A 16199-nucleotide genomic window follows, 5' to 3' on the forward strand; every position below is an offset into this window, starting at 1 on the left:
GTTTGCCTGCCGACATTCTACGGAGGCGAGCGCCGCGGCCCCTATCCTACTTGGGTCGCGGCGCCGTCCTCCGAAGGTAGCGGGATCACCAGTTCAGCACGGCGCCAAGGGCCACGGTGTCGGTGTCCTCGTCCAGCGCCGCGCCGTCGCGGCCGTCGATCCGGTAGCGGTTGAGTTCGGCGACCAGCTTGAGGTTGTCGTTGATCGTACGGAAATAGGCGATGCCGCGGCTCTCGTAGTCGGCGGCCGAGCCCAGGCCGTTGCCGTCGTCGACGGTCTTGCCATAGGACAGCGCCAGGCGGTTCCTGCCCCAGCTGTAGGAGCCCTGTAACAGCGCGCCGCGGCTGTCCACCTCGCGCAACGCGGCCTCGCCGGCGTTGTTGGTGAAGAACGGGTTGATGCCCTTGGCGGTGAACCCCGAGCCGGTCAGGGAAAAACCGCCGAACTTCGCCTGCACGCCGTAGCCGAGACCCTTGGAAGTGACGCTGTCGACCGTGTCGCTGGTGTTCTTCGAGGTCTGGTAGCCGCCGTTGATCCAGCTGTAGATCTGCGTACCGCCGAGGTCGAACTGGTAGCTGACCTCGCTCTCGTAGCGCGGGTTGTCCTGGTAGGCCTTGTCGTCCAGGCCGTCGCTGGCGTCCTTGTCGATCTGGTTGGAATCGATCGGGTCGAGGATGCCCACGGCGATGCGCAGGCCGGGCAGCAGGCTGTTGTTGCGGTAGGTGATCTGCGAGGTGGGGAACGGATACGGGTAGCCGGTGCCGATGTTGCCGAAGGACACGCCCTTGCCATCCACCAGGCCGAGGGTGTCGCTGGGATTGCCGAAGCCTGCGAGCAGTTCGTCGAGGAAGATGTTCGAGCGCGAGAACAGGCCGAAGTCCTTGCCGATCAGCACCTCGCCCCAGTCGCCGGCGACGGTGCCGTAGAACTGGCGGACGTCGATGGCGGTGTCGGTGCCGTCGGTCTCGCTGTCGTTGATGGTGACCCAGAACGACGCCCGCCCGCCGAGGGTCAGGTCATCGACCTTCCTGCCGAAGTTGAAGCCGATATAGTTCGGCAGGAACCCCATCTTCACCCGCGACTGGCGGCGGTCGTAGGTCTCGCCCTCGCGATCGACGTCGCTGTTGACGTAGAAGGCGTTGAAGTAGCCATCGGTGGAGAAGGTCGTCTCGTCCTTGTCATAGAGCAGGATGTCGGCGACGGCCGGTTGCAGGCCGCCCAGGGCCCCCAGCGAGGCCAGGGTCAGCGGCAGGATTCGGCGAACGGCGGTGTTGTTCTTGTTCATGGCGCACTCCGCGAGGGTGAAACGACCGGGCCGGTCGTGGCGGAGCCGATTATCGAAACCGGGGAATCCCGGCCATACGCTTCCTTGGGCCTGCTTAGGCGCTGCTTCCCGGGGGGCGCCGGTGGCGCTGCGCAAGGTGGGGTCCCCCTCCCCCGGCGGTAGCGCAACCATGGTCGCGGGGGGAGCGCCACCGAAGCAGCGCGGCTTTCGTCCTAACGCCGCAGTGAAGCCGGCAAGGCTATCTTCGCGATCGGGCGCGACTCGCTTCAGCGTCGGCTGGAAAGCACCCACCAGCCGCCGTGCGCCTCCAGCAGCGCGGCCTGGGCGGCAAGCAGATCGTCGACGCCCAGGCCGCGAGCAGCCTCGGCGAGCAGCCGGGAGCGGCCCTGGCCACCGCCGAGATGCTCCGCCCAGGCGTGTCGCGCCCGCTCGGCAAAAGTCCCCGGCGCCCGGCGCAGGTCGTCGGCGAGGGCATCGCGCAGGCCGGCCAGGCGTTGCGCCGGCAGTTGCGCGAGCGCCTCGACGGAACGCTGGAGGAAGATCTCCGTGTGCTCCAGCAGGCGTTCCGGGCAGGCACGCGGAGATTGCGCGGCGAACAGCAGGCCGCGCCGTGCGCCGACCTCACGGAAGCCGCAGAACAGCGCGTAGCCCAGTTGCAACTCGTCGCGCAGGCGCCGCTGGAAGGCCGGCTCGTGCAGGCGCGCCAGCAGGCGCCAGGCCGCCTCCATCGGCACCTCCGGCGCGGGCAGCGGACAGAACAGCAGCAACGCCGACTCACCGTCCACGGCCAGCTCGCGGCGATGCCGTCCGGGCATCGCTGGCAGAGGCTCAAGGCGCTTGCCGGTAGCCTGCCCGGGCACCCATCGTGGATCAGGCATCGCGGCCTGCATGACCAGGCCGTCCCAGCGCGTCCGCCGCCAGTCGTCGTCGACCTCCGCCAGCGGCTCGCCGAGTACGCCGGGCAAGGCGTCCAGCAGTTGCCGGATCGGCAGGCCAGTGGCGCTGCGGCGCCGCTCGGCGAACGACAGGCGCTCGCCGCTTGCGCGCCAGTCGGCCGGCGCCGCGAGGAGCCGGGCCAGGGCCGGTCGCACGGCGGCCTCGAGGCGGTCGCGTGCTCCGAGCAGGCTCAGCGTCCAGTCTTCGCCGAGCGCTTCCAGGCCCATCTCCACCCCCCGCAGGCGCGCCTGGCCGCACAGCGGACGCAACGCCTGGCGCAGCGCCAGGAAGCGTGACCGTGCGGATATGCCGGGAAAGCGCCAGCGCAGGAACAGCGCGCCCTCGGCGGCGGTGCTCGGCGGCGGCGGCAGTTCGAAGCGCCAGGCATGCCGCTGCGCTGCCAGCGGCGGCGGCGCTGCGGCGACGGGCGCCACGCTCAGGCGGAAGCCCGCCGACCAGCGCGCTTCGGCGCCGTCGAGTTCGCTGTCCAGGTGCAACCGCAGGCAGCGTTCGGCGCGCAGCGCATCCAGGCAGGCCGGGCGAATCTCCGCTGGCAGGCCAAGCACGCGCTGGCGCAGTCGCTCCAGCGGCGCAGTGGGCTCCGCCAGCAACGGCCGGCGCGCCGCCAGCAGGCTCGCGGCATCGTCGCGCAGGGCGCGCAGCCAGTCGAAAAAGGTCTCCTCCAGCGCCGCCGCCGCGCTGCCGTCGAACAGTTCGAAGGTCAGCGCCAGGAGCGCCTGCCGCGCGTCCCGATGGACCACCCGCAGCGCCACCGATTCGCCCAGGCCCTGTTCGCCGAGTGCCGCCAGCAACCCGCCCGGCGAGCGATCGCCAAGCAATTCGGCGAATGCCAGCAGGGTCTGTTCGTCAGCCCCCCGCAAAGCGTCGATGGCAAAGCCCAGCACCAGACGCGGCGGACCCGGCAGGCGCAGCGCTAGCGCCGCGCCGGCGAAGGGTGACAACGGCGGCGGCGACGGACTCGCGCCTGGCGAGCGACCCGGCAGGTCGGCGCAGGCACGCCGCGCCAGCCTCTCCAACTCGTCCAGTGCCTGCGGCCCTTGCAGCCATAGCTGGCAATTGCCGGCGTGATAGTGGGCGGCATGGAATTCGCGCAGCGCCCGCTGGAACGCATCGGTCTCCAGCGCCAGGCTGTCGCGGCGCCCGGCAACGAAACGCCGCAGGGGATGCCCGGCGGGCAGGCCGAGGGCCAGCGCCGCATCGATCAGGGTCTGCTCGTCGGCCGCGCGCGCCAGGTACTCGGCTTCCAGCACTTCGCGCTCGCGCCGTTGCGCGTCGATATCCAGCAGCGGTCGCACGAGCATGTCGAACAGGCGTGCCAGACCGGCGCCAAGGTGCTCCGCCGCCACCTCGAAGAAATAGTCGGTGCTCCTGCCCCGGGTGCTGGCGTTGACCTGGCCGCCGCGCACCTGCAACCACGGCATGAGACGCTCGTCGCCAGGAAACGCCGCGCCGCCGAGGAACAGCAGGTGCTCGAGGAAGTGTGCCAGGCCGGGATGCGCGGTCGGCTCGTCGTGGCTGCCCGCCGCCACCCGCAGCCAGGCAGCGGCGCGCGATGCCGCCGGGTCATGCGCCAGGTGCAGGCGCAGGCCATTGGGCAGCACGCAGTCGCGGCTCCTGGGGTGGCGTTGGGCGTGGCGATCCATGGGCGTCCTCGCGGGTTCCAAGGCTGAACCTTACCCTTGCGCGAGGCGAAGGAAATAGTCCTTTCGCCGGGTCGTGTCAGGAAGCCGCCGGTGGCCGCGCCGGCGGCTCCTGGCCAGACGCTTCCCCGGAGTACAGCGCCTGTCCGCCGTCCGCCTTGAGCGCCTGCCGGACCTCCGGCGCCCGGCACGGGGCGAACAGGTCCAGCGCCGGGTCGTAGGCGTCGGTGCGCACTTCCAGCAGGCCGAGCATGGAATGGAACAGGTTGTCCTGGGACAGCTCTTCGTTGCTGCGCTGGCGCAGGCAGCCGCTGTCGAGGCCGAAGGCGCTCTGGTAGCCGGGCGAGAACCAGGCCAGCATGCCGACGTGCTTCTGCTGGTCCGGCGCCAGCAGGTAGGGCGTGCCATGCAGGTAGAGGTTGTACTCGCCGAGCGATTCGCCATGGTCGGACAGGTAGAGCATGCCGGTATCGATGCGGTCTTCGTTCTTGCGCAGCAGGTCGATCAGGCTGGCCAGCACGTGGTCGGTGTACAGCAGGGTGTTGTCGTAGCCGTTGATGATGCTGTCCCGCGAGCAGGCGCTGAAGTCGTTGCTGGCGCAGACCGGGGTGAACTTCTCGTATTCCTTGGGATAGCGCTTGAAGTAGGCCGGCCCGTGGCTGCCCATCTGGTGCAGGACCAGCACGGTGTCCTGCTCGAGCCCGTCGATGAAGGCCTGCAGGTCGCTCAGCAGGATCTCGTCGTGGCACTCGCCGCCAGCGCACAGCGCCGGGTCCTTGCTGTCGCTCAGGTCCTGGAAGGCCACCCGGTCGCAGGTGCCCTTGCAGCCGGACTGGTTGTCGCGCCAAAGCACCCGCAGGCCGGCGCGCTGCAACACATCGAGGAGGCCCTCCTGGGTCCGTGCGCGGGCGTCGCTGTAGTCGCTGCGGCCGAGGTTGGAGAACATGCAGGGCACCGATACGGCGGTCTCGGTGCCGCAGGAATGCACGTTGGCGAAGTTGATCAGGCCCTCCTCGGCCTTCAGGCGCGGATTGGTATCCCGTGCATAGCCGTTCAGGGCGAAGTTCTGCGCCCGCGCGCTTTCGCCCACCACCAGCACGGTCAGCGACTTGCGCCGGTGCCCCTGCCAGGGCGCGGCACGCCGCGCATCGATGGCGATCGGCCGCAGTGGCTGGCTGGCCGCCTGGGCCTGGCCCTTGGCGTAGCTGATGGCGGCGCCGACCAGGTTGCTCGGGGTGACCTGCAGGCGCAGTTCCTTGTTGTTGCGGAACAGCGAGGACAGCCCCTGGTAGTTGGCCAGAGCCACCCCGCCGAGCAGCGCCAGGCAGCCGAGCGCCACCAGCAGCTTGCTCAGCAGCTCGCGCGGCCACGGCCGGTAGCGCACCGGCGTGCGCCACAGCAGCCAGACCGGCAGCGCGCCTAGCAGCAGAAGGTAGGCGGCGAGCTTCGGCGAAAGCAGGTCGGCGACTTCCGCCGGATTGGTCTGCATGACGTTGCGCAGCATGCCGACATCCATCAGCACGCCGTACTGGCTCATGAAGTAGGTGGTGCCGGCTGCGGCCAGGATCAGCAGGGTCAGCGTCGGCTTGAGCAGCCAGCGGAAGGCCAGCAGGGTCAGCGCCAGGTTGAAGATCGCGGCGATCATCAGGCCGACCGCCAGCATCATGCCCAGCCCCTGCCAGCCCGCCGGGGTGATGGCCATCAGGCGTTGCCACAGCGGCAGGTTGTAGAACAGCAGGAAGGCGACGCTGACCAGCAGGGTCAGCAGTTCGGGACGAACGGCGCGGGCTTTCGGCATGGGCATGGATCTTCACTGACTTCCGGGTTGAAGTGCGCGGTGCCGCCCGTGGCAGCACTCGACGACGGCGGCAGTCTGCTCGGCGATCCGTCAATCTTTCGTGAAGAATATCTACAGAAAACGTGGCCCTTCCGTTCCGCCGAAACCCGCGTATTCCGTGGCTTTCAGACGGATAACGAGAAGCTCGCGGAAAGCTTGCCGAAGGCTTCGGAAGAGCCTCGCCGGGTTGCCCCGGGGAACGCCGCCCCCGCGATCGTCGCGACAGGAACCGGCAAGGGAAACGGAGGCAGGCCCCTACGGACTGTTCTGATTGCGACGTCGTTTTTCAACGAAAGGACAGCCAGACCAATGTCTATCCCGCGACCCCGCCATTTTCGCTAGCATGCCTGGCTTCCGGCCCGGGCTCCCACAAGGACGGCGGCCGCCTCCCTGCTCGTCCCATCCAGATGAGTGCCGTTTCCCCCACCCCACGGGAAACCCTTCTGTGAATTTCCTCGAGCAGCGCGGTACCTCTCCAGCATGAACGCTTTGAAAGGCCGGGACATCCTGGCGCTTGGTTTTATGACCTTTGCCCTGTTCGTCGGGGCCGGCAACATCATCTTCCCGCCCATCGTCGGCTTGCAGTCCGGTCCCCATGTGTGGCTGGCGGCGCTGGGCTTCCTGATCACCGCGGTGGGCCTGCCGGTGATCACCGTGATCGCCCTGGCCAAGGTCGGCGGTTCGGTCGACGCCCTCAGCCACCCGATCGGCCGCTACGCCGGTGGCCTGCTGGCGGCGGTCTGCTACCTGGCGGTCGGCCCGCTGTTCGCCATCCCGCGCACCGCCACGGTGTCCTTCGAGGTCGGGGTGGTGCCGTTGCTCGGCGAGAGCGGCACGGCGCTGTTCGTCTACAGCCTGGCGTACTTCCTCCTGGCCCTGGCCATCTCCCTCTACCCCGGGCGCCTGCTGGACACCGTCGGGCGTTTCCTCGCCCCGCTGAAGATCCTCGCCCTGGCGATCCTCGGCGTCGCCGCGTTCCTCTGGCCCGCCGGCCCGACCGGCACGGCCCGGCCGGAATACGCCGAGGCCGCGTTCTCCCAAGGCTTCGTCAACGGCTACCTGACCATGGACACCCTTGCCGCGCTGGTCTTCGGCATCGTCATCGTCAACGCCATTCGTTCCCGCGGCGTGCAGTCGCCGCGGCTGATCACCCGCTATGCCATCGTCGCCGGGCTGATCGCCGGTGTCGGCCTGGTGCTGGTCTATGCCAGCCTGTTCCGCCTCGGCGCCGGCAGCCACGCCATCGCCGCCGACGCCAGCAACGGCGCGGCGGTCCTCCACGCCTACGTGCAACATACCTTCGGCAGCCTCGGCAGCTCGTTCCTGGCGGGACTTATCGCGCTGGCCTGCCTGGTCACCGCGGTCGGCCTGACCTGCGCCTGCGCCGAGTACTTCTGCCAGCGCCTGCCGCTGTCCTACCGCAGCCTGGTGATCCTGCTGGCGGGCTTCTCCTTCGTCGTCTCTAACCTCGGCCTGACCAAGCTGATCCAGGTATCGATCCCGGTGCTCACCGCGATCTACCCGCCGTGCATCGTGCTGGTGGCGCTGAGCTTCTGTGCCAGCCTCTGGCATTCGGCGACGCGCATCCTCGCCCCGGTGATGCTGGTCTCGCTGGCGTTCGGTGTGCTCGACGCGCTGAAGGCAGCGGATCTCAGCCAGGACTTCCCGCAGTGGCTGCTGCATCTGCCGCTGGCCGAGCAGGGTCTGGCCTGGCTGATACCCTCGGTGGCCACCCTCGCCGCCTGCAGCCTGGTCGACCGCCTGCTGGGCAAGCCGGCGCAGGTCGCGGCCTGACCCTTCCCGGCGATACGCCTGCGCCCCGCGTAGCCATGGGGGCGAAGGCGCGGAGCGGCACCTCTCGACGGGTGTCGCTCCTACTCCGACGCGCAGCGCGCGGGCGCCGCATTGCGCCGGCTCGCACCCGAGCCTCCTCGCGCTGCGGGCTCCGTTTGCCGCTCCCTGCCGCACCAGGCCTGCCGTCCTTCCTACAGTATGCATAACCTCGATGGCAGGAGTTCTTCCTGCTTTCAGTCGGGCGAATAAGCACTATCGAGCGGGATGATTTCTAGCGCCGCGACGCCGTTGTTAGCCTTTCGAGCATTCCCCCGGGAAACCGAATCCAGGAGCCGGTCATGGCCAAGGCACTCATCAGCGTACTGTTCCTCTCCCTCGCCCTCGCCGGCTGCGCCAGCGACTACAACCCCTCGCGCCCCTACGGCGAAGACGAGGTCCGCCAACTGGCGCTGGAAGACCTGGCGCGGCGCAGCCTGTCGTTCGAGGAGTACCAGGCCAAGCGCCAGGCGATTCTCCAGCAGCAAGCGGAAACCACTGTCAGCCAAACCACCGCCGCCGGCCACAGCAACGCCATCTGAGCGGTTTCCCGCCGCATAAAAAAGCCCCGCGACGCGGGGCTTCTGCGTTTCGGCGGACGCTCAGCCGCAGGACAGGCGCTTGATCACCAGGTTGTCGTCGACATCGATGTTCAGGCGACGCGGGTTGTAGTCCATGGTCACCGCGTCATGCGGGCGCAACGCCCGGGCAACTTCCGCGCCGGCGGCGCGGCGGGCCTCTTCGACAGCGGCCGCGGAAGCCTGCTTGCCGACGTAGCCCTGCACCGCCTGGGCATCGCAACGGCCGTCTCCTGCCGGGGTCGCCGCGGGCGCGCTGGCGCTGTCGGTGGACGGGCCGTCGCCGTTGCTGCTGCAACCGGCGAGCAGGGCCGCTAGAACGAGTGCACTGGAAAACTGCTTCAAAGGCATACCGCCTCCTCTGATCTTCTGGAACCACCACCTTACCAGTGGCATGGGTTTGCTGGCGAAACTGCAATCCGCGCTGACAAATTCGCCAGCCTCAGTCGCCGCTCAGGCGCTGCAGTTCGCGACGCACCATGGCCGCGTACTCCGGCGGACGCAGGAGGTAGAGTTGCCCCGCGACCCAGTCCAGCCAGCGCCCGCCCTGTTCGGCGCGGGCGGCGAACAGTCGCCGGGCTTCCTCTTCGGCGCGTTGCCGGTGCTGCTGGTGGAATGCCTTGCGCTTCGACAGGCCGGAGGCATCTGCGGTTCGATCGTCGGGAGTATCGGTCATGGCTCTCTTCGCAACGTGATGCACAGGCCGCGCATTCTAACCTTGGAACACCGTTGCCGTTCGCGGCAAGCGCTTGCCTGCGTCCCGCCCTGCGCCATGCGCAGATCCCTCTGGGGCTGGGCCCCGACGATCTGGCACGGCCTTTGCGAAGCAGCGGCGGTCATTCATTTCCATGGAAGCCGGTCATGAACAGCATCGGTGCCGCCAGCCTTTCCGGCTGGCCTGCGCGTTACCTGAACAACCAGCGGCAAACCACCGTCGACACCGGCGGCGATCTGTCGAAACCGCGCCCCGCCCTCGGCACGCCGCTAGGCGGCGAAGCCGCCGATCCCGCCGCGGAGTCCGCCCGCCAGGCCCTGGACGAAGGACTCGCGAAGCTGAACCTGACGCTGAAGCAGAACCAGGCGCATCCCCCTGCCGCCGCCAGCGAAGGCAAGTCGGCCTATGACGAGTTCAAGGAGTACAGGCAGAAGTCGCCCGCCGAGAGGATGCGCGAGCAGGTCCTGAAGAGCCTTGGCCTGAGCGAGGAAGAACTGGCGGCGATGCCGCCGGAGAAACGCGAGCAGGTGGAAAACAGCATCGGCGAACGCGTGCGCGAAATGATCGCCATGCAGAACGGCCAGGCGCCGGGCCGGCAGAAGGACCCGACGCAGGCCGGCGCGGCGCTGAACGCCTGGATCTGATCCAGGCGCTGGGAAGGACTCAGTTGCGGCCGGCGGCGATCCGCTTGGCGTAGCTGGCGCGCTCCATCTCGCGCACCTCGACGCTGACCTGCACGCCCTCCTCGCCGCCGCCCGCCACCGCTCCGGCGAGCACCTCGCAGACGGCCTCGCCCAGCGCCTGCCGGGTCGCCGCGTCGCGTCCATCGAGGATCGACAGGCAGGCGTGCAGGTAGGCGCGCTCGACCGCCGCGGTGCCCTGCCGGTAGGACTCCAGGGTGACGAAACGCGACTTGATGTCCGCTTCGCCGAATTGCCCGGAGGCAAGCAACGCGGCATTGGCCTGCTCCAGCAGTTCGCCGGGGGAAGTTTCGAGGCGGAGATTGGCGGTGGCTTCGATGACGAGATGCGGCATGCTGGCGGGCCTTGCGGGTAATGGGAAGCGGGATTCTAGCGAGTGGGCAAGGGATGCGACAGTCGGCTTCCGCGCCCCGGCTCAACGCGTCTCGCAGGCCTGCCGCTGGCCCTTGGCCGGTGTGTACAGGTAGCCGGCCGAGTCGCCCGCCTGGCGGTACAGGACCGAACCGTCGCTATAGGAAATCGCGCTCAGCGCCTGGCCATCGGCGAGGCTGCGGACATCGCCGCCCAGCGACTGGACGCTGCTGCCGTCAGGCAGCTTGAGACTGGCGAAACCGTCGATCACCTCGAGTTCGCCGAAGTCTCCGCAGCGCAGGGCCAGCGGCCCGGAAGCAGCCTTCCCGTCCGACGATGAGTCCCCGCAGCCGCCCAGGAGCGACAGGACCAGCAAGGCGGGAAGAACGGCGGGTTTCATCGGAGAGTCCTTTGCAGATGAGCGGAGGACGGGACTCTACCACCTGCCGGGCAGCGGGAAAAACCGCTTCGGCGCACGCTGTCATGCAACGGCAGGCGCACCTGTGAGACAATTCGCCGAATGCCAGGCATCACATCCCGCCTTCATCGCGCTACAGCCACGTCATGACGCTGGCTGCGGCACTCCACGAATGCCCGCAGGATCGACCCACGCTCCAGATGGAGCGAAGCGGAAAGCCGAGAACCGGTACCAGACCGGTATCGCCATGGTCCAGGCGTGCGTAAGTCCTCTATAGGTAAAGAAGTTGATCTCCACCGCGAATATCACCATGCAGTTCGGCGCCAAGCCGCTGTTCGAGAACGTTTCCGTCAAGTTCGGCAACGGCAACCGCTACGGCCTGATCGGCGCCAACGGTTGCGGCAAGTCGACTTTCATGAAGATCCTCGGCAACGACCTGGAGCCGAGCGCCGGCCAGGTCATGCTCGAACCCAACGTGCGCCTGGGCAAGCTGCGCCAGGACCAGTTCGCCTACGAGGACTTCAGCGTCATCGACACGGTGATCATGGGCCACGAGGAACTCTGGGCGGTGAAGGCCGAGCGCGACCGCATCTACTCGCTGCCGGAAATGAGCGAGGAGGACGGCATGGCGGTGGCCGAGCTGGAAGTCCAGTTCGCCGAGTTCGACGGCTACACCGCCGAGTCCCGCGCCGGCGAGTTGCTGCTCGGCCTGGGCATCCCGCTGGAGCAGCACTTCGGCCCGATGAGCGCCGTCGCTCCCGGCTGGAAGCTGCGCGTGCTGCTGGCCCAGGCACTGTTCTCGGACCCGGACGTGCTGCTGCTCGACGAACCGACCAACCACCTGGACATCAACACCATCCGCTGGCTGGAAGGCGTGCTCACCGCGCGCAACAGCACCATGATCATCATTTCCCACGACCGCCACTTCCTGAACAGCGTCTGCACCCACATGGCCGACCTGGACTATGGCGAACTGCGCCTGTTCCCCGGCAACTACGACGAGTACATGACCGCCGCCGAGCAGGCTCGCGAGCGCCTGCTGTCGGACAACGCCAAGAAGAAGGCGCAGATCGCCGAGCTGCAATCCTTCGTCAGCCGCTTCTCGGCCAACGCCTCCAAGGCCAAGCAGGCCACCAGCCGCGCCCGGCAGATCGACAAGATCCAGCTGGAAGAGGTCAAGCCGTCCAGCCGGGTCAGTCCGTTCATCCGCTTCGAGCAATACAAGAAGCTGCACCGCCAGGCGGTGACCGTGGAAAACATCGGCAAGGGCTATGACGGCAAGCCGCTGTTCAAGGGCCTGAGCCTGCAGGTCGAGGCCGGCGAGCGAGTCGCCATCATCGGCCCCAACGGCATCGGCAAGACCACCCTGCTGCGCTGCCTGGTCGGCGACCTGCCGGTGGACAGCGGCGAGGTGAAATGGACCGACAGCGCCGACGTCGGCTATTTCGCCCAGGACCATGCCGACGACTTCGCCGACGACATGAGCCTGTTCGACTGGATGGCCCAGTGGACCCAGGGCGGCGAACAACTGGTGCGCGGCACCCTCGGGCGCATGCTGTTCTCCAACGACGAGATCAAGAAGTCGGTGAAGGTGATCTCCGGCGGCGAGCAGGGCCGCATGCTGTTCGGCCGGCTGATCCTCAAGCGCCCCAACGTGCTGGTGATGGACGAGCCGACCAACCACCTGGACATGGAGTCCATCGAGGCGCTGAACCTGGCGCTGGACAACTATCCGGGCACGCTGATCTTCGTCAGCCACGACCGCGAGTTCGTCTCTTCGCTGGCCACCCGCATCATCGAGCTGGGCGAGAACGGCGTGACCGACTTCAGCGGCAGCTACGACGACTACCTGCGCAGCCAGGGCGTGATCGTCTGATCCAAGGACGCGCAACGAAAAGCCCCGCATCCGCGGGGCTTTTTCCTGCCCGCCGTCCCGTCCCGGCGGATGGCCGCAGACGTCCCGCCCCCACGCGCGGTCATCCCGGAAATTGCTCCAGCGGCCGGACTCAGTCGACGTAGCCGGCCATCATCGCCGCGCGGGTCGCCAGGCGCTGGCCCTCGGCGATCTTCGCCCGCTGCTCGGCGGTCAGCTCGCGGGGCGGATGGTCCTTGATGTAGGCGGCCACGTTCACCCCGATGTAGACGATCAGGGCCGCGGCGATCAGGACGTTCTTCGGGTTGATGTCCGAGCGCCGCTTGCAGGCTTCGCAGATGCCGCTCTCGACGAGACGGGTCGCTCGGGCGCCGCAGTTGCGGCAGTAACACGCGTTCACAGGCCGGTTCCTTGTGCTTGTAATTGTCCGGCCAATCTACACGCAGCGCGGTGCCGCGCACAACGCGAAAACCCCGCCGAGGCGGGGTTCTGCGTTGACGCGGGGATCAGGCCGCGGCGAACTGCTCGGCGATCTGCCGACGGGCGGCGGCGATGGCCTGGGCGCGGGGTTCCTCGCCATAGGCCAGGCCTTCGGCGCGGACCACCTCGATGTCGGTGATGCCGAAGAAGCCCAGCACGGTGCGCAGGTAGCCCTCGTGCGCCGCGCCGCTCGGCTGGCCGGCGTGCAGGCCGCCGGCGGTGGAGACGATCACCACCTTCTTGTCGCCGGCCAGGCCCACCGGACCGTTCTCGGTGTAGCGGAAGGTCTTGCCGGCCACCGCGACGCGGTCGATCCAGGCCTTGAGCTGGCTGGAGATGGTGAAGTTGTACATGGGCGCGCCGATCACCACCACGTTGGCGGCGAGGAACTCCTCCAGCAGCGCTTCGCTCAGTGCGGCCTCGTGCTTCTGTGCGGCGTCGCGCAGTTCGTCCGGGGTGCCGCCGGCGGCCAGCGTCAGCGCCGAGAAGTGGGCCACGGCGTCGGCGGCCAGGTCGCGGTAGCTGACCTCCAGGCCCTGCTCGTTCTGGCGCCAGGCCTGGACCAGTTCGGCGCCCAGTTGGCGGGAAGCGGAAGCGTCGCCGAGGATGCTGGAATCGATGTGCAACAGTTTCATGGTTCGCTCCTGGAAGTGGGGATCGCGGGTCGGCGATCGAGTGGGTTGCATCCTACCCGCAAGAGCAATCGTCGATTAGTCGGCAAGAACATGACTATTCGTCCCATCCATAGGACAATCCCTCACTTCCCAACGGAGCGCGGCCATGCCCCACGATCTCAACGACCTGTACTACTTCGCCAAGGTGGTGGAGTGCGGAGGCTTCGCCGCGGCCGGACGCGAGATCGGCATCCCCAAGTCTCGCCTGTCGCGGCGCATCGCCGAACTCGAGGAGCGCCTGCAGGTCCGCCTGCTGCACCGCACCACGCGCAAGCTGGCGCTCACCGAGGTCGGCGAGCGCTACCTGCAGCATTGCCGCAACCTGCTGCTGGAGGCGGAGATGGCCGACCAGGTGATCGCCGAGCTGAGCGTCGAGCCGCGCGGCCGGCTGCGCCTGTCCGCCCCGGTGGCCATGGCCTCGAGCAACCTCGCCGACCTGCTGCCGCGCTTTCTAGAACGCCACCCGCTGGTGCAACTGGAGATTCTCCTGACCAACCGCCGGGTCGACCTGCTCAACGAAGGCGTGGACGTGGCCCTGCGCGTGCGCGAGATCGGTGACGAGGACCCGGCGCTGGTCTGTCGCCGGCTGGTCCCGGCGACCACGCAGATCCTCGCGGCGCCGACGCTGATCGGCGGACGCCGCCTGGAACATCCCGACGATCTCGCCGACCTGCCCTTCCTCGGCGCCATCGAGAACGACCGCAAGGTCCACGCCACCCTGATCGGGCCGGACGGCAGCCGCTACCACCTGGCGCGCGAACCGCGCCTGGGCGTCGATGATTTTCTCCTGCGCAAGAAAGCCGCCATCGCCGGCCTGGGCGTGACCCTGATGCCCGAAGGCTATTGCGACAAGGAGCTGGCCGAGGGCAGCCTGATACGCATCCTGCCGCACTGGACCTTGCCGCAGAGCACCCTGCAGGCGGCCTACCTGCCGCGCAGCAGCCAGGTCCCGGCGATCCGGGCGCTGCTCGACTTTCTCGTGGAGGCCCTGCAGCGCGCCGCGGACGAAGCCGGCCCGGCCTATCGGCGCGCCAGCGACTGAGCCACGCCGCTCAGCCTAGCCGTTGCAGCAGCATGGCGGACAGCCACCCGCCGAGCAGGGTGTCGAGCCAGAACAGCTGGTGCAGCAGGACGATGCCCCAGAACAGCAGCTGGAAGGAAATCTTGCGGGTCTTGTGCCGGAAGACCTGCTGCGCGATCAAGGCGCCGGGCCAGCCGCCGAGCAGCTCGAAGAGGTGCAGGCGAGCCTCCGGAGTCCGCCAGTCGCCGCGCGCGGCGCGGCGCTTGTCCTGCCAGTAGAGGGCGAACGCCAGCAGGCTGGCCAGCGGATAGGCCAGCAGCGGCCAGAGCGCCTGGCCATCCAGGTGCATGCGCCAGGCGCCGGCGGCCGGCAGCACGCAGAGCAGCAACAGGACCAGCGACTTGGCCAACGGCCGCTGCAAGGCATGCGCCGGCGCCGCCGGCGGACGCGCCTGGGCCCGCGTCACCGGGGCCTGGGCACCACGGCGGACACGGGGTGGGTCGAGGGTCAGCGCGTCCAGCCGCGCCCGCTCGGCGCGCAACCGACCCCGCGCGTCCTGGCTGGCGAGGAACCAGACCTGGTCGCCCTGCAGCGGCCGGCGGTCGCCACGGAAGGCGGAGATGTGCAGGAAGATCTCCTCGCCGCCGGCCTTCGGCTGGATGAAACCGAACCCCTTGTCGTCGTACCAGCGGCTGATCATGCCAGGCTTTTCCATGTGTCCTCGCTCGCTAATGCTGTCGCGCAGCATTCTAGCCATTGGCGCCGGCCGAACGAAAAAAGGCGCGGCCGGAGCCGCGCCTTTCTCCCATGCGGCACGGAGCCTCACAGATCGCCGGCGGTGCTCCAGTCGATCAGGTGGAACTGCCAGGTCGCCAGGATCAGCAGGCCAAAGGCGATCCGGTACCAGGCGAAGGCCGCGTAGCTGTGGTTGCCGATGAACTTCAGCAAGGCGCGCACCGCCACCATGGCGAAGACGAACGAGGTGACGAAGCCGACGGCGAACACCGGCAGGTCCTCGGGACGGAACAGCTCACGGTACTTGTAGCCGGAATACACCGCCGCGCCGACCATGGTCGGCATCGCCAGGAAGAACGAGAACTCGGTGGCCGCCTTGCGCGACAGGCCGAACAGCAGGCCACCGATGATCGTCGCGCCGGAGCGCGAGGTGCCCGGGACCATCGCCAGGCATTGCGCGCAGCCGATCTTCAGGGCGTCCTTCCAGGTCATGTCGTCGACATGCTCGGCGCGGATCACGTGCTGGCGGCGCTCGGCCCAGAGCATGATCACCCCGCCCACCACCAGCGCCAGGGCTACGGTGATCGGATTGAACAGCCATTCGTGGATCAGGTCGGCGAACAGCACGCCGAGGATCACCGCCGGGAAGAATGCGATCAGCAGGTTGACGGTGAAGCGTTGGGCCTGGTGCTGGCTCGGCAGGTCACGCACGACCTGGAAGATCTTCCCGCGAAACTCCCAGACCACGGCGAGGATCGCCGCCAGCTGGATGATGATGTTGAACGCCTTGGCGCGTTCGCCGCCGAAGCCGATGAGATCGGCGACGATGATCTGGTGCCCGGTGCTGGAAATCGGCAGGAACTCGGTCAGCCCTTCCACCACACCCAGGATGAACGCCTGGAAAGCAGTCCACCACTCCATATTCTCCCCCTTCCACTACTTGTCCCGAACACGCTTTCGTTGTTCTCGGCGAAACAGTCGCCGTCTTTTGAGAAGGCCTTACGACTCCAAGGAACCCGACCAGTTCCCCCACGCCCGAAGTCGAAACCGGCGGGCATGCTACCAGAGCGGCAACCAGGGAATCTCGTAATTCTTGCACTGCGG

General features: G+C 68.1%; 16 protein-coding genes. 5 read left to right on the plus strand and 11 right to left on the minus strand.

Annotated elements, in window-relative coordinates; genetic code table 11:
• Window positions 1-85: 85 nt before the first annotated feature.
• From PSPA7_RS15780 to PSPA7_RS15790, 3 genes are all read right to left on the minus strand, one after another.
• Window positions 86-1285, minus strand: a complete 1200-nt coding sequence (locus PSPA7_RS15780) for a porin (protein WP_012076055.1) — start codon at window positions 1283-1285, stop codon at window positions 86-88.
• A gap of 266 nt (window positions 1286-1551) precedes the next feature.
• Entirely contained in the window at window positions 1552-3885 is a 2334-nt protein-coding gene (pqqF, locus tag PSPA7_RS15785; RefSeq protein ID WP_049792040.1) for a pyrroloquinoline quinone biosynthesis protein PqqF, read from the minus strand.
• A gap of 76 nt (window positions 3886-3961) precedes the next feature.
• Complete coding sequence (locus PSPA7_RS15790; protein ID WP_012076057.1) at window positions 3962-5680, minus strand: phosphoethanolamine transferase; 1719 nt, start codon at window positions 5678-5680, stop codon at window positions 3962-3964.
• Between the two features lie 519 nt (window positions 5681-6199).
• Between PSPA7_RS15790 and brnQ the strand changes: the two genes are divergently transcribed.
• Window positions 6200-7513 carry a branched-chain amino acid transport system II carrier protein gene (gene brnQ, locus PSPA7_RS15795; RefSeq protein WP_012076059.1) on the plus strand — a complete coding sequence of 438 codons (1314 nt, stop codon included), beginning with the start codon at window positions 6200-6202 and terminating at the stop codon, window positions 7511-7513.
• 338 nt (window positions 7514-7851) lie between these two features.
• Window positions 7852-8091, plus strand: a complete 240-nt coding sequence (locus PSPA7_RS15800) for a hypothetical protein (RefSeq protein WP_012076060.1) — start codon at window positions 7852-7854, stop codon at window positions 8089-8091.
• A 60-nt stretch (window positions 8092-8151) separates the two neighbouring features.
• Here PSPA7_RS15800 and PSPA7_RS15805 read toward each other — a convergent pair whose 3' ends face one another.
• On the minus strand, window positions 8152-8478 hold the full coding sequence (locus PSPA7_RS15805; RefSeq protein ID WP_012076061.1) for an I78 family peptidase inhibitor: 327 nt from the start codon (window positions 8476-8478) through the stop codon (window positions 8152-8154).
• A 91-nt stretch (window positions 8479-8569) separates the two neighbouring features.
• A complete protein-coding gene (locus PSPA7_RS15810; RefSeq protein WP_012076062.1) occupies window positions 8570-8803 on the minus strand; it encodes a hypothetical protein in 234 nt (77 codons plus the stop codon).
• A gap of 185 nt (window positions 8804-8988) precedes the next feature.
• On the opposite strand from PSPA7_RS15810, the gene PSPA7_RS15815 reads away from it, so the two are divergent.
• Complete coding sequence (locus PSPA7_RS15815; RefSeq protein ID WP_012076063.1) at window positions 8989-9486, plus strand: hypothetical protein; 498 nt, start codon at window positions 8989-8991, stop codon at window positions 9484-9486.
• Window positions 9487-9505: 19 nt separating this feature from the next.
• Here the strand turns inward: PSPA7_RS15815 and PSPA7_RS15820 are convergent, their stop codons facing one another.
• Together PSPA7_RS15820 and PSPA7_RS15825 are read right to left on the minus strand one after the other, a co-directional pair.
• A complete protein-coding gene (locus PSPA7_RS15820; protein WP_003156011.1) occupies window positions 9506-9877 on the minus strand; it encodes a 5-carboxymethyl-2-hydroxymuconate Delta-isomerase in 372 nt (123 codons plus the stop codon).
• 81 nt (window positions 9878-9958) lie between these two features.
• Window positions 9959-10294 (minus strand): hypothetical protein, encoded by a 336-nt coding sequence (locus tag PSPA7_RS15825; protein ID WP_003156012.1) that lies wholly within the window; start codon window positions 10292-10294, stop codon window positions 9959-9961.
• Between the two features lie 304 nt (window positions 10295-10598).
• Here PSPA7_RS15825 and PSPA7_RS15830 point away from each other — a divergent pair, with 304 nt between their 5' ends.
• A complete protein-coding gene (locus PSPA7_RS15830) occupies window positions 10599-12188 on the plus strand; it encodes an ABC-F family ATPase (protein ID WP_003156014.1) in 1590 nt (529 codons plus the stop codon).
• Window positions 12189-12318: 130 nt separating this feature from the next.
• On the opposite strand, the gene PSPA7_RS15835 is transcribed toward PSPA7_RS15830, so the two are convergent.
• Together PSPA7_RS15835 and PSPA7_RS15840 are read right to left on the minus strand one after the other, a co-directional pair.
• Window positions 12319-12585, minus strand: a complete 267-nt coding sequence (locus PSPA7_RS15835) for a hypothetical protein (RefSeq protein ID WP_003156016.1) — start codon at window positions 12583-12585, stop codon at window positions 12319-12321.
• Between the two features lie 106 nt (window positions 12586-12691).
• Complete coding sequence (locus PSPA7_RS15840; RefSeq protein WP_012076064.1) at window positions 12692-13300, minus strand: FMN-dependent NADH-azoreductase; 609 nt, start codon at window positions 13298-13300, stop codon at window positions 12692-12694.
• A 145-nt stretch (window positions 13301-13445) separates the two neighbouring features.
• Between PSPA7_RS15840 and PSPA7_RS15845 the strand changes: the two genes are divergently transcribed.
• Window positions 13446-14381 carry a LysR substrate-binding domain-containing protein gene (locus PSPA7_RS15845; RefSeq protein WP_012076065.1) on the plus strand — a complete coding sequence of 312 codons (936 nt, stop codon included), beginning with the start codon at window positions 13446-13448 and terminating at the stop codon, window positions 14379-14381.
• A 10-nt stretch (window positions 14382-14391) separates the two neighbouring features.
• Here the strand turns inward: PSPA7_RS15845 and PSPA7_RS15850 are convergent, their stop codons facing one another.
• Window positions 14392-15108, minus strand: a complete 717-nt coding sequence (locus PSPA7_RS15850) for a DUF1294 domain-containing protein (protein WP_012076066.1) — start codon at window positions 15106-15108, stop codon at window positions 14392-14394.
• Window positions 15109-15182: 74 nt separating this feature from the next.
• The gene (locus PSPA7_RS15855) at window positions 15183-16016 is read right to left on the minus strand and encodes an undecaprenyl-diphosphate phosphatase (protein WP_012076067.1); all 834 of its coding nucleotides are present in this window, start codon (window positions 16014-16016) and stop codon (window positions 15183-15185) included.
• Window positions 16017-16199 lie beyond the last annotated feature (183 nt).

It is taken from the genome of Pseudomonas paraeruginosa PA7 (genome assembly GCF_000017205.1).
Classification (GTDB): domain Bacteria; phylum Pseudomonadota; class Gammaproteobacteria; order Pseudomonadales; family Pseudomonadaceae; genus Pseudomonas; species Pseudomonas paraeruginosa.